We start from the raw sequence: 12,727 nt of genomic DNA on the forward strand, positions 1-12,727 counted from the left end.
ACGTCTTACGATTCCAAAGCGGGATTGATTTTCTTTTGTTTCTTAGCAAGTTTCTTTTCGAGTTTCAATTGGCGCTTCAAGCGTCTCTTTTTCCCTGCGTCATCAAACCAGGAAGCAACGACAGGAACCAGAACTAGTGTAATCAAGGTAGAGAATCCAAGACCGAAAATAACCGTCACGGCCATTGGTGCGTTCGTTTCAGAACCAGCGCCGCCAGAGAATGCGAGTGGTCCAATCGCCAGAATAGTGGTAAGTGTCGTCATCAAAATCGGACGAAGACGAATCGGGCCAGCATGCAGGATCGCATCATACAGCTCCATACCTTTAGCACGCAATTGGTTCACGTAGTCGATCAATACAATCGCGTTGTTCACGACCAAACCGATCAACAAGATGTACCCGATCAAAACCCCAACGCTGATCGTTGTACCTGTCGCCAAAAGTCCAAGCAGAACACCTGTAACGGTTGGTGGCACGGAGAACATGATGATAAATGGGGTGTATAACGATTCAAACTGCGCTGCCATTACCATATAAAGCAACACGACAGACAGTACAATCGCGAGAGCAAGGCTGCTGAATGATTCCATCATTTCTTCACTTTGCCCGCCAAAATCGACTGTGTAGCCATCCGGGAGATTCAGCTTCGAAATTTTCTCTTGCACTTCCCGTGTGACAGAGCTCAGGTCACGCCCTGCCAAATCACTCGTTACTTGAACTTCACGGCTTGAGTTGGCACGGTTAATCGATACTGGCACATCTACCTTATTGATAGTCGCAACCGAGGTAAGCGCGATCTGTGCCCCACCAGGAGCGGAAATTCGCATATTGTTCAAGAAGTTGATGTCTTCCTGATACGATTTGGGCAGCTTGAGGTTGACGTCAATCTCATCATCCCCTGTGCGATAGTACGTTACCGTTTGACCTTGGAAGGAAGTGCGAACACTGGAGAGAATTTGTCCTGTCGTCAATCCGTACAGGCTCGCTTTCTCAGCATCGATCTTCACTTCCAGCTCTTGTCTTGATTCTTCCAAGCTGGTTGTTACGTTACTCGTACCAGGTACCTTCTCAATTTCACCTTTAATGATACCACTGATGTCTTTCAGTACGGCCAAGTCATCCCCGCTAACCTTCAGTTGAATGGGGGAACCGGTAGACATGCCGGCTGGTGCGCTTACCTTAATTTCCGGGCCAGCAATATGTTTCAGCTTTTCCTGGAGATCCATCACAATTTCATTGGAGGAACGAGTTCGCTTGTCGAGATCTACCAGCATCAGGGTGATCGTCCCCTGATTGGATGACAATGTGCTAGCTATCGGTGATGCATTGCTACCAACCGAAGTCGCTACAATTTTCTTCTCCGGAACCGTGTTGACAATTTCTTCTACTTGTCTGGTAACTTTCTCAGTTTCAGCCAGAACAGTACCATTCGGCATTTTGATAGAGATATTTACTTGACCTTGGTCCATGGCTGGAATAAACTCTGCCCCGATCATCGGTGTTAATGCGAGAGACCCCACCATCAGGACAACCGAAGAAATCATGACTGTTTTACGATGGCCCAATGACCATTTTAACAGTCTTTGGTAGCCTTTTTCTACTTTGCTAAATCCAATGTTGAACCAAGTAACCGGATTAATTCCACGATAGTTCTCATGATGTGTATGCGACGGAATTTTGTTTAAAATTCTCGAACTCAGCATCGGCACGAGCAAAATAGAGAATACCAGCGCCGCAATATGGGAGTAAACAACCGTCAATGCAAGTGGTCCAAACAACTCAGAAGCAATACCTTCCGTGAGGGCAATCGGCAAGAATACGCAAATTTGCGCCAAAGCCGAAGCCATTACTGCCGTACCTACTTCTTTGGAACCATCCAAGGCGGCTTCCATCATACCTTTTCCCTGTTCTCGATGACGGAAAACATTCTCGAGCATAACAACCGCAAAGTCAATCAATGATCCCAATCCCAATGTCAAACCGGAGAGGGAAATCAGGTTGATCGTTTGTCCAGACATATACATCAGCAAGAATGTAGCAACGATCGATACAGGAAGAACGATGACCGCAATTACCATGGATCGCAAGCTGCCCAAGAAGAAGAACAGCAAGATCATACCGATACCGCCACCCAACAGGGCATGTTCAGCGGTCGTATAAACGGAATCCTTAATGTAAGTGGATGTATCCAGAGTCGTAATGATTTTAACGCCTTCTGGCAGCTCGCCTTTGATTTTCTCCAGCTCAGCTTTTACATCATCTGCTACCTCAATGGTGTTTCCGCCAGAAGCTTTTGTCACTTTAATACCCAAACTCGGTGTTCCGTTGACGTAACTCAATTGCGTTACATCTTGATGCGTGTCTTTTACTTCGGCAATATCGCTGAGCCTGATGGAGTTTCCTCCAACAGAGATTGGTGTCAGCGAGATTTGATCGACATCGGCAAACTCACCTTGTACACGGATGTTGAGCTTGGCATCACCCTCGCGTACCGCTCCACCGGAACCTGACAAGTTGCTGCCCTGTAGAGCCTGCTGAACTTGGTCAAGGGACAATCCATACGCCGCCAGTTTGGCTGGATCGACGGTAACATCGATGATCCGGCTTTGTCCACCGCTGATGGAAGCAGATGCGACCCCATCAATACGCTCCAGGCGTGATTGGATCATATCCTCGGCCATCTTTTTCAATTTGTTGATATCTTGCTCACCCGTCACCGCAAACTCTATGATCGGTGTACTGTTCGGGTCAATGCGCAGTACACGTGGCGCTCTAGCTGAGTCAGGCAAAGAGCCACGAACCTGATCTACCTTCTCCCGCATGTCGAGAGTCGCCTGATCAAGGTCTGTCCCCCAGTTAAACATGAGGATAACCTGCGAAGCGCCTTCCATCGATACCGATTGTATACTATCTAAATCGGATACCGTTGCAAGTGCGTCCTCAATCGGCTTCGTTACCAGTTTTTCTACCTCACTTGGCGATCCGCCGTCAACGGAGGTAACTACGACAGCAACCGGGAAGTTCAGGTCCGGCATGAGATCAATCGCCAAGCGAGGCAGTGAGACGAAACCAAAAATCAGCATGGCCAGAGTCAACATAATCATGGTGACCGGGCGTTTAATCGATAGTTCAGAAAGATTCAATCCACTCACCTCTTCTTTATATATCTGCTAATTTTTTGTGAGAAATAGTTCGCATAACGAAATGAATAAGGTGAATCTCGTCGTGACATTTCGTTTAACGAAATATAAAGGGGTGAAACCGTTTTAAACGGTTTGTGAATTTCCCCATTTCACATCTCGCTGTTGGTATACACGCTCTGTCAGTGACACCCACACAACTCGTCGATCTGCTTGGTCGCGGAATCTTCGTACCAGGTTTTCCTGCTCCAACCGGTTAATGAGACCGGAAGTTGTGCTGTATGAAAGACCGACAGTCTTACTTATGTCCCCCATCGTTTTTGGCCCGTTTCCTAGCTGCTCCAGAATCAAGACCTGTTGCCAGGTTACATCGCTTGTATCCAGCTCTTGCTCAGAAATCGTGCTAAACAAAACACTGGCTTCTTGCAGGAGTTTTGCCAACTGAATCAGTTCTTTCATGAGAACCTCCCTTGCCATCCTTACTTAACCACTTCACACCCATAACTAATCGTTTATTTCCCAAAAATAATTCTACTGAAATCTATATGTAGTGAAGTCTACCCAGGGGTAGATTTCTGACAAGGATTTATCTATCTGGAGATAGACGACAACGCATGCTAGAATGAAGTTAAGTGATTATCCGGCAGAGAAAGAAGGACTTCTCATTGTTGAAGATAATGATGAAAGCCATACAAAAACGTTTGCTGATCATGTGGTTTTCCATCTTACTTGTATTAGCTTTGCTTCCTGATTCATTTAAACGGGAAACTCCATTGCAATTTTCCCTTACCATTGTACTATTTATTTGTTACCTTGTGGTATTTTGGACTTCCAAGAAAAAATGGAAGCCTTTCCAATTCGAATTAGTGGCAGTCGCGCTAGGAATCGTTTCCTTGCTAAAGTCCCTCATCTTGGGTGGAGAGGGCTTCGGCTTGATGCTCCCACTCGCTGTTTTTATCGGTTTTCACATTCATGGACGCCGAGCGTTGGCGTATGCTACTTTTTTTGGTACGTGCAGTACGCTTTTTTTATATTTTGAAGAAAACCTGAGATTCACGCACATCATCTCTTATATTCTTACGTATGTGGGCTGCTATATCGGCGCACGAGGCTATCGGATTCAAACAGAAGCATATGAAACCAACCAACAGCATCTGGAGCAGCTGCAAAAAGCACATACAGAGTTGCAAGAGGCACACTTACAGCTTCAAGAAGCAGCGCTTCATTCCCTTCAAGTAGCTGTTCTTGAGGAACGAACGAGAATTGCCCGTGATATTCACGATGCATTGGGTCATAGTTTGACTTCACTCATTGTCCAGCTACATGCCTTGAAGTATATGTTGCAGGATGGACCTGACAACGCACAAGAAGCCGTGCGCAACATGCTCGGTGTCGCCAAGCAAAGTCTGGAGGATATTCGCACGTCTGTCCATACACTGGCTCTGGATAAAACCTCCTTGGGACTTACGCCTCTGCGAGCTCTTTTGTCGCAGGCTCAAAAGCATACAGGAATAAAAATGGAGCTGATATGCTCCGATTTGGACATCCCGCTCTCCCAGGAAATGACGATAACGTTTTATCGAATCTTGCAGGAAGCGATCACCAATTCCCTCCGTCACTCTGACGCAAAAGAAATTCTCGTCATCATTGAACAAAAGAAGGACATCCTTTTGTTGTCAATCCGAGACGATGGAAGCATCACGAGCGACCAAAAAATCAAACCTGGCTTTGGCCTAACTGGCATATCTGAGCGAATTCAATTATTGAACGGAACTCTCGCGTATCGCATTCGAGAGCCCCACGGATTCCAACTCGATTTCAGCTTTCCGATTCACCAGACTGAACCTGAAAGGAGCATGCGAACATGACCGGTAAACAAAAAGAAGGAGCCATTCGCGTGGTCCTAGTAGATGACCAAACCATGATTCGCCAAGGTTTAGGCTATGTCATTCAAATGCAATCCGATATGGAAGTAATCGGGGAAGCTTCCGATGGCGTAGAAGCAGTAGAACTTATTGGCGACCTCGCACCTGATGTCGTTTTAATGGATGTTCAGATGCCCAACAAGTCGGGTATTGAGGCCACAAGAGAAATCATGCTGCAGCATCCTCGCACGAAGGTATTGATTCTTACCACCTTTGATAACCACAATTATGTGGTGGAAGGGATTCGCGCCGGGGCTGTCGGCTATATGCTAAAAGATGCTGACTCTCAGGAAATGCTTGATCTGATTCGCAGAGCCCACCAGGGAGAAGCCCTCTTCCACACCGTGACAGCTGCAAAAGCCCTTGCCGAAGCTCTGCAAGGTCAACGTGAGACACCTGATTCGACGACCACCTCCCAATCAGTTTTGCTAGATGAACTTACGGATCGAGAGTTGGATGTACTCCAACAGATCGCAGATGGCTATCGAAATGATCAGATTGCGCAAAACTTGTTTATATCTGAAGGCACTGTAAAAACACACGTGCATCGGATCTTGCAAAAAATGGGTGTCGAGGATCGTACACAGGCAGTGGCAAAAGCACTGCGGCACAAAATCGTGAAATAAATCAGATAATTTCAGGCAGGAGGATTAAGTGGAATCAAGTTTCCATCCTCCTGCTTTATGCTGATAGAAAATCCTTCTGCCATCTGTGCGCTGGACATCGCTTCAAATACCGCAGCAGCCGCTTTCTTCGTATCGATCACCCGGCAAATCACTGCCAACGTCCTCTCACTGTCTTCCCCACCGTCGCTGTGCCCGTTCCCCGTCTTTCCCAAGCATTCGTCCAACAGCTGTTCGATCAAATAACGCATTTCAATCTCTGACTCACACAAATGGGGAAATCGAATGACCATCGGGTGGAAATCGTTCTCTTTCATGACCTGATATCCTTGTACTTTCATCTCTTCTGCCCAGCTCTGCAAAACCTCATCAGGCCTTCCCTCAATCTGCTCCGCCACTACAGCAAAATAGTCGCCAATTTCCCCTACATTTCCGTAATGAACGGTATAAAGGCGCTCTGATTCCTCATACCAAACCTCCCAGTAGCTCCACCTCGTTTCGTTTTTTTTCAGCATCCGAATCACAGTTGTTCAACTCCGTTCAAATTGTAACCGTTTTGTAAATTATTCCACTGATCGACAGACCTTGACAACAACTTACAAAAAGATTGATTCGAAAGACTTGCAACTTTTTCGCGAATAGGACTTTTCTCTTATGTGAACGTAAAAAAAGACGGATATTCGATCCGTCTACAGTCACAATCCTTTTTTGTTTTTTTAGGAAGTGGAAAGGGGTAAACGAATCTCAAAACGAGCTCCTTTCAATTTCGGAGAGTTTTCCGCATAGAGTTCGCCACCGTGATCCGCGATGATGCGTTGTGTCGTAGACAAACCTAACCCCGTTCCCTCTTGTTTGGTCGTATAAAAAGGAACGAACAAATTTTGCAGGCAAGAATCTGATAGACCAGGTCCGTTGTCTTCCACAACAATGATTACTTGATTGAGAGATGAGTACACTTTCACATGAACGAGGTTTCCTTGGGTCATCAATGCTTCAAGCGCATTTTTCAAGATATTCAAGATGGCTTGCTTGATTCGTGAACGATGACCAAACACATACCACTCGCCTTGTGCAATGTCCAGCTCAAGCTTGATTCCTCTTCGATTCGCTTCTGGCTCCAGTAAACGAATGACGCCATATAACTCGTCCATCACTAAGAAACGTTCCGATACGATTTTATCATCCCTGTACCGGGCCAAAACAAGAACATCGTTCAATAGCCCATCAATGCGTTCAATTTCCGTTAAGATTACAGAAAAATAAGATTCACTACGATTTGCTTCCCCTTGCTCCCGCAGCAACTGAATGAAGCCCTTGATGGCTGTCAGTGGATTCCGAATCTCATGTGCCATCCCAGCAGCCAGTTGCCCAACTGCTGCCAGTGCTTCACGCTTGCTCAACTCTTCTTCATATTTTTTGCTTTCCGTAACATTCCGAAGAACAGCGATCGCTCCCCACATCTCTCCACCGTAGTAAATGGGGCTCGTACTCACTGTCGTCCATTTGCCTCTGTATTCCGCAACATAATGGCCAGACTGCCCACGTTCAATCACCCACTGGACAAAACGCTCGCTTACATGAGGGCGGAGAGCATGATCAATGTTTTTACCAATGAGTTGATGCCGATCTACGCCAAATAAATGACAGACAGCGTAATTCGCTTCAATGACTCTTAACTGGCGGTCGATCATCAAGACGGCAATATCACTGGACTGCAGAACCAATTGGACAAGCTCCTGTTCAGCGAGCATTGAAACATCTTCTCCTTTGGCCGAACTTGTAGGAGAAGTTGTTGTTTTCTCAACCGGAAATGATTGCGAATTTTTGTTAAATACATCGTCCATTTGATGCAAAATGCAGTCCATCGACTGATAGAGGCGAATCTGTGCTTGCAAAAGCTCCACTCGCTCCATTTCCGTCGTGGCTAGAGAAAATGAGTTGTTATTCATTTCTTCAATAATAACGTCTCGACACTTGCGCAAAAATTGCTGCAAATACGTAAGATTCATTCCGAGCAGCGAAAATTTGTATGCAATTTCGCTCCATTCTCGCTCGAATGCATACGTGTCGACTACTTTTACTACTTCAATCCATTTCGTGATTTGCTGAACAAACAAAGCCTCTGTATTTTCGCGGTCTTCTAGAAGCAAAGCAGAGTAATGATGATCTGAAAGAAAGGAAAACGTCTTGGCCACCGCCGCAGGGACCAAATGAGTAAGATACTTACTTATTCGATTTTTCAAAACACTCTGGCTCCTTTTCTCCGTGCTTCATTGAGGCTATTTTTCCAAGTATGTATAGGCTCTATTATGGACGTAAATGAGACAAGATGTAAAGCGGCTTGATGATATCATGGTGCAGAGAATGACACCATCCAATCAGGTTCTCTTCTTATCCTTACAGACAAACAATCTCGGCCAGCATCCTATTATCGCGAGCTTTCACATTGCCTTTTTCGGACACCCTCACCTCCTGAACATGTTTGACTGAAAACGCTTTCCAACATTTTCTATCATATCACGATCGAGCATAAAAAGGTCAAGAATGTTTATTATTCAACCATCCAAAAAGCATTTGCCCCCGCAGAGACAAATGCTTTCGCTTTATGAATGGGATTTGACAGCGTAATTGCGCAAATCCGATTTTACCGGGCTATTCGGGTTGGTTCCTGTATGCGCGCGCTTGAAAGCCTCGCTTTCTGTCCAATTTTTGAACGATTCCTCATCTGTCCATTTCGTAAAAACGATGTATTCGTCACCTTCCGTAGGTGCCAGGAAAAGGAACTCCAAAAAACCAGGAACCTCCTTCATCCGTTCTCCCCCATTTCCAAATGCGCGTTCCAAATGGGATTGATAGTCTGCTGGTACAGTCAGTCTGTTCATGGATACAAACATGATGGTCACACGTCCTTTTCATTAGGTTCATCTACCAATTCCCATTATAAAGCTAAAAAACCGCAAACGCTATTCGCGCCTGCGGTTGATTTGTTGCTCGAGTATGATATCCATCAAGAGTGTATCCTGCAACGGATCTTTCGGGTCTACCGTCAACAGGGCAGCGACAGCAGCCATCGCACATCGAACGGATTGGTAGGAATAAAAGGCATCTCGCTCTGATTCACTGAACAAAGAAATATCTGATCGCTCTTGTGTCGGGTATGGGAAGTCAGTCTCGACACCAGCACGATCCAGAACAATGAGTGCCTGTTTAATCGCTATCAATGCCGCGCTGACACTAATGCCGTATTCTTGGCGTAGATCTTCCCACACCTGAAAAGCTGATTTTTCTACCCTTTCCTGATTGGGGCGGGTAATGATTCCTGTTTTGCGTCCTTCTTTCAATAACCAATCCACAAAAATATCGTTGCGTGGAGGAAAAGCGTATACTTGTAGCTTCATTTCCAATTCTGTCGGGTTATCCTTGGCAAAACGAGCGTGAGCCAACGACATTTCGTAACGTCTGGACGGATGCCCAGGAACCGTGACAAATACCGTATCTTGTCGCACAGCTGCGATTTGCAGCTTGGTTCGCGCTGGTATCCTGCCTTGAGGTGCCTTTTCCCTGCGAATATTACCAGGAATCAATTCTACTCCGAATTGATGGTACTCCAGCGGTGAATCTATCCAGGGAATAGGCTCTCTCGTCTGTATTTCATATAGCCCGTTAAATGTCACCCATTCGCCCGGGCGGCGCTGGCTGCGAACTAAAACAGCGTGAACTTCTTTTTCTGGTGGCAATTCCGTATCTTGATCCTCCGGTGGGGGTTGCATTCGCTTGTGTTCGATAAGAATGCAGTCGGTCATCAACAACCGCTCGAGCAATTCCCGCTTGCTCACCCATTCATATCCGATGCGGTAAATCCGATTTTTCATCGGCTTCACCTCCTTTTGATCGCCATTATTGCATCATCCTGGTTTGTTTCTATTACCCTACCATATGTAATCGTCGCTTTGTCCGTGCTAACGAGATCGTACAATCCGCTGTAACGCTTGCGCTGCTGCTTCAGGTGATTCGGCCTGGCTGATCGCACTGATAATCGCGACGCCATCGGCCCCCGCAGCAAGCACTTCAGAGGCATTTTCCAGTGTGATGCCACCAATACCGACGATAGGCAAATCATTCCCGACTGCCTTACGAATCTCCGCTAGCCCCACTGGTCCGATAGGCTCTCCAGCATCTGCCTTAGAACGGGTAGCGAACATCGCTCCTACACCAATACAATCGACGCCACCGTTTTGGGCAGCGAGCGCCTCTTCGACCGTACCTGCCGAAACCCCGATGTACATCTCGGAGCCAACTTTGGCTCGTACTTCTGACAATGCCATGTCATCTTGCCCGACATGGATGCCGTCTGCCTGCAAGCGAATCGCCAGATCCACATCGTCATTCACAAAAAATACGGTATCATGGTCACGACATAGCTGTTGCAATTCTCTACCCAACTCATATTGTTCCTGAGCAGTTAGCTTGCTTCCTTTATCACGTAGCTGAAGCGTGCCTACTCCTCCGCGTAATGCTGCTTCCACGGTTTGCACGGTCTTTTCGCTGGAATACCCACAGTCCTGCGTACCAATGACAAAGTATACACCCATTTTTTCCCGAAGTCTTTGTATATCACGCATGCTTTATTTTCCCTCCCAACGATCCAATGCCTCTCGATAAGCGCTGGCTGCTGACTTGGCATCAGTTGCATCTGTGATCCCTGATAAGACAGCAATGCCCGCACACCCAGCTTCCAAAACTTGCGCGGTCCGGTCCGGTGTGATACCACCGAGTCCGATAATCGGCACATGCCATCTTGCCGTCATTTGCGCAAGTTCGATTGTTCCTCTTGGTGCAAGACCTGGCTTCGAACCACTCGCAAAAATATGCCCGTAGAGCAAATAATCGACTTGTGCAGCAATGGCTTGCTGTGCTTCTTCCACGGAATGGACAGAACGCCCTATCCTTTGACCAGTCTTCAGTACCATTCTCGCGTCCGCAGGAGACAGGCTATGGTATGCCAGGTGAACACCAGCACAACCCGACGCAGCAGCCACATCCACCCGATCATTCACGATCAAGGACGAAAGGGGGATGACATTCGCCAATGCCTTTACCCAGTCCATGCATTCCTTTGCGGTACGCTGTTTTTCCCGTATGTGTAAAAAGTTCATACCACCTGCATAAGCAGCTTCTGCCATTCGCAATACCTCATCAAGCGAATGCCGTCCGCTTGTAATCACATGCAGCTCACGAGTGCTTGACATTAGGTTGGACACCGCCTCCAGCGAGTGCTGTCACACATTCCTGCAGCCATTGTGTCGTTCGGTCTTCTTTGTCCGTCGGCGACTGAGCCAACAGCTCAATTACAAGTCGACGCAAGAAAAAAGCTTGTTGCACGGTAAGTGGAAAAGTAAGATTTTTCGGCTTGGTTTCCTGTTTCTCCAACGTCTCTACGCCCGCCAGCAAAATATCACCGATGGACTCCACGAGTTCGCGAACCTGCTCATTTTGCTTCAATTCGTCATAGCAGCCATCATATAGTCTACACAAAAGTAAAAACGCCTGTGACGACAAGGTCACCGGCTGTACATTCTGCATCGGTTCCGTCATACGTTTCCCTCCACTCGCTAGAAAAACAAAATCTATTATATCACATCACGACCTGTATCCATGTAAAAAACCGCTGATTGCTCAGCGGTCTTTTGCAGTTCCTTCATTTCGATCATTATGATTCGATTGTCGCAAATTTGTGTTGCGATCATTTTCATCCAGCGTTTTACCACGATTTTTCCCGAGGTCTTTGCTGTTGTTATTCTTCCCCAATTGTTTCACCTCCTACGTCGTTCATAGGATAGCGTAACCAATTCGGGTCACTTTATTAGCTGGTTGCGAGTAGTCTCTTGCGTTTGTAGATCGCATAGCCGATGGCAAACGGTACACGCCATCCGAACAAAAATGCCAGCGTAATGAAATAAGTCACACCTGCAAAAATAAGCGTAGTCGGTACACCAGTCCACAAGGAGCGGATCAGTAAGCCAATTGGTGCCGCTACTGTCCAAGTAATCAGTGCCGATAATAATTGTCTGCCCGCAGATTCATACGTTCGTTGTCCGTAGCTCTTGAAAAGTAGAATCGCGATAATCCATCCCACGAGGAAAGGGGCTAATGTTTCGATAATCCCCATGGTCGTGACAGGGTAGTTATGAATGATTTTTCCGTAATAAACAAAAAGCACAAAGGCGATCAGATCCCCGAGCAACAATAAATAGCCCGGCGTAGACAAACGCTGTCTCATGTATACCCTCTTTTCCGGGTCTTGTCAGAGTAAACCCTCTTGGTTCACCCCTATTGTACACATGCTCTGAACGCCCTTCAATCAATCCAAGCCTTTATTCACCAAACAGCAACAATTGCAGCTTTTGCTTGGCTTCTGGCCATTCACGGTCAAGTATGCTGAAGTATACCGAGTCGCGAATGTATCCATCTGGCATCACCATATGATTGCGCAGGACACCTTCTCGAATGCCACCTATTCGGGCAATGGCACGTTGCGAATTCAAATTGCGCGAATCTGTCTTGAGCTGTACGCGAATACATCCTAGCTGTTCAAAGCAGTGGCGCAAGAGAAGCCATTTACACTCTGTATTGACGCCCGTTTTCCAGACAGATGGGGTCAGCCATGTAAACCCGATTTCCAATCCGCGATCCTTTTTCGCTATCCCTAAAAATCTCGTGCTTCCGATGATTTGCTCATCTGCTTTGCGAATGATGGCGAATGGCAATTCTGTTTGGGCTTGTTCATTTTTTAAAGCCTGCAGGATAAAAGCCTGAGCATCCTCTCTTGTTCGAATGGCAATGGACATATGCGGCCAAATCTCTTCGTATGCGCCTGCTTCCCAGATTCCGTCCACATGGGCCATTCTGAGCGGCTCCAATCGGACCAGCTTGCCTTCCAAGATTACAGGTTCAATGGTTAACATGTCTGTCTCTCCTCTACTGTTCTGCTTCAATCATCAAACAGAACAGTTCCCCGAAATTTTTCCAATGATACGGG

14 protein-coding genes are annotated in these 12,727 nt (G+C 46.6%); 2 read left to right on the forward strand and 12 right to left on the reverse strand.

All coding sequences use genetic code 11. The features are described from left to right. Positions 1-5: 5 nt before the first annotated feature. Together KB186_RS01930 and KB186_RS01935 are read right to left on the reverse strand one after the other, a co-directional pair. Positions 6-3,143: an efflux RND transporter permease subunit gene (locus KB186_RS01930; RefSeq protein ID WP_232773007.1), complete on the reverse strand. Its 3,138-nt coding sequence runs from the start codon at positions 3,141-3,143 to the stop codon at positions 6-8. 123 nt (positions 3,144-3,266) lie between these two features. Then, positions 3,267-3,599 (reverse strand): MarR family winged helix-turn-helix transcriptional regulator, encoded by a 333-nt coding sequence (locus KB186_RS01935; protein ID WP_173607830.1) that lies wholly within the window; start codon positions 3,597-3,599, stop codon positions 3,267-3,269. A 173-nt stretch (positions 3,600-3,772) separates the two neighbouring features. On the opposite strand from KB186_RS01935, the gene KB186_RS01940 reads away from it, so the two are divergent. After that, a complete protein-coding gene (locus KB186_RS01940; protein ID WP_173607831.1) occupies positions 3,773-5,008 on the forward strand; it encodes a sensor histidine kinase in 1,236 nt (411 codons plus the stop codon). Further along, on the forward strand, positions 5,005-5,691 hold the full coding sequence (locus tag KB186_RS01945; RefSeq protein ID WP_173607832.1) for a response regulator: 687 nt from the start codon (positions 5,005-5,007) through the stop codon (positions 5,689-5,691). The genes KB186_RS01940 and KB186_RS01945 overlap by 4 nt, the downstream gene beginning before the upstream one ends. 11 nt (positions 5,692-5,702) lie before the next feature. Here the strand turns inward: KB186_RS01945 and KB186_RS01950 are convergent, their stop codons facing one another. The 10 genes from KB186_RS01950 to KB186_RS01990 form a co-directional block, all read right to left on the reverse strand. Further along, entirely contained in the window at positions 5,703-6,212 is a 510-nt protein-coding gene (locus KB186_RS01950; protein WP_173607833.1) for a hypothetical protein, read from the reverse strand. A gap of 192 nt (positions 6,213-6,404) precedes the next feature. Then, on the reverse strand, positions 6,405-7,931 hold the full coding sequence (locus KB186_RS01955) for a two-component system sensor histidine kinase NtrB (RefSeq protein WP_232773008.1): 1,527 nt from the start codon (positions 7,929-7,931) through the stop codon (positions 6,405-6,407). 360 nt (positions 7,932-8,291) lie between these two features. Beyond that, positions 8,292-8,582 carry an antibiotic biosynthesis monooxygenase family protein gene (locus tag KB186_RS01960; RefSeq protein ID WP_173607835.1) on the reverse strand — a complete coding sequence of 97 codons (291 nt, stop codon included), beginning with the start codon at positions 8,580-8,582 and terminating at the stop codon, positions 8,292-8,294. A 69-nt stretch (positions 8,583-8,651) separates the two neighbouring features. After that, complete coding sequence (locus tag KB186_RS01965; protein ID WP_232773009.1) at positions 8,652-9,560, reverse strand: hypothetical protein; 909 nt, start codon at positions 9,558-9,560, stop codon at positions 8,652-8,654. A gap of 87 nt (positions 9,561-9,647) precedes the next feature. After that, positions 9,648-10,310 carry a thiamine phosphate synthase gene (thiE, locus tag KB186_RS01970; protein WP_232773010.1) on the reverse strand — a complete coding sequence of 221 codons (663 nt, stop codon included), beginning with the start codon at positions 10,308-10,310 and terminating at the stop codon, positions 9,648-9,650. A 3-nt stretch (positions 10,311-10,313) separates the two neighbouring features. Beyond that, positions 10,314-10,937, reverse strand: a complete 624-nt coding sequence (locus tag KB186_RS01975) for a thiamine phosphate synthase (RefSeq protein ID WP_232773011.1) — start codon at positions 10,935-10,937, stop codon at positions 10,314-10,316. Then, positions 10,921-11,283, reverse strand: coding sequence for a hypothetical protein (locus KB186_RS01980; protein ID WP_232773012.1), 363 nt, complete (start codon positions 11,281-11,283; stop codon positions 10,921-10,923). The genes KB186_RS01975 and KB186_RS01980 overlap by 17 nt, the downstream gene beginning before the upstream one ends. An 81-nt stretch (positions 11,284-11,364) precedes the next feature. Further along, positions 11,365-11,496 (reverse strand): hypothetical protein, encoded by a 132-nt coding sequence (locus KB186_RS28240; RefSeq protein ID WP_255413062.1) that lies wholly within the window; start codon positions 11,494-11,496, stop codon positions 11,365-11,367. A gap of 55 nt (positions 11,497-11,551) precedes the next feature. Then, positions 11,552-11,968 carry a DUF3054 domain-containing protein gene (locus tag KB186_RS01985; RefSeq protein ID WP_232773013.1) on the reverse strand — a complete coding sequence of 139 codons (417 nt, stop codon included), beginning with the start codon at positions 11,966-11,968 and terminating at the stop codon, positions 11,552-11,554. A gap of 94 nt (positions 11,969-12,062) precedes the next feature. Next, a complete protein-coding gene (locus KB186_RS01990) occupies positions 12,063-12,653 on the reverse strand; it encodes a GNAT family N-acetyltransferase (RefSeq protein WP_232773014.1) in 591 nt (196 codons plus the stop codon). Positions 12,654-12,727: the final 74 nt, after the last annotated feature.

This window comes from Brevibacillus sp. AF8, assembly GCF_021270385.1.
Taxonomy (GTDB): domain Bacteria; phylum Bacillota; class Bacilli; order Brevibacillales; family Brevibacillaceae; genus Brevibacillus.

What these genes read in the sequence shown, in the direction of transcription:
- KB186_RS01935 (WP_173607830.1), bottom strand. Translation starts at nt 3,599, where the DNA reads ATGAAAGAACTGATTCAGTTGGCAAAACTCCTGCAAGAAGCCAGTGTT.
- KB186_RS01945 (WP_173607832.1), top strand. Translation starts at nt 5,005, where the DNA reads ATGACCGGTAAACAAAAAGAAGGAGCCATTCGCGTGGTCCTAGTAGAT.
- KB186_RS01960 (WP_173607835.1), bottom strand. Translation starts at nt 8,582, where the DNA reads ATGTTTGTATCCATGAACAGACTGACTGTACCAGCAGACTATCAATCC.
- KB186_RS01965 (WP_232773009.1), bottom strand. Translation starts at nt 9,560, where the DNA reads ATGAAAAATCGGATTTACCGCATCGGATATGAATGGGTGAGCAAGCGG.
- thiE (WP_232773010.1), bottom strand. Translation starts at nt 10,310, where the DNA reads ATGCGTGATATACAAAGACTTCGGGAAAAAATGGGTGTATACTTTGTC.
- KB186_RS01975 (WP_232773011.1), bottom strand. Translation starts at nt 10,937, where the DNA reads ATGTCAAGCACTCGTGAGCTGCATGTGATTACAAGCGGACGGCATTCG.
- KB186_RS01980 (WP_232773012.1), bottom strand. Translation starts at nt 11,283, where the DNA reads ATGACGGAACCGATGCAGAATGTACAGCCGGTGACCTTGTCGTCACAG.
- KB186_RS01985 (WP_232773013.1), bottom strand. Translation starts at nt 11,968, where the DNA reads ATGAGACAGCGTTTGTCTACGCCGGGCTATTTATTGTTGCTCGGGGAT.
- KB186_RS01990 (WP_232773014.1), bottom strand. Translation starts at nt 12,653, where the DNA reads ATGTTAACCATTGAACCTGTAATCTTGGAAGGCAAGCTGGTCCGATTG.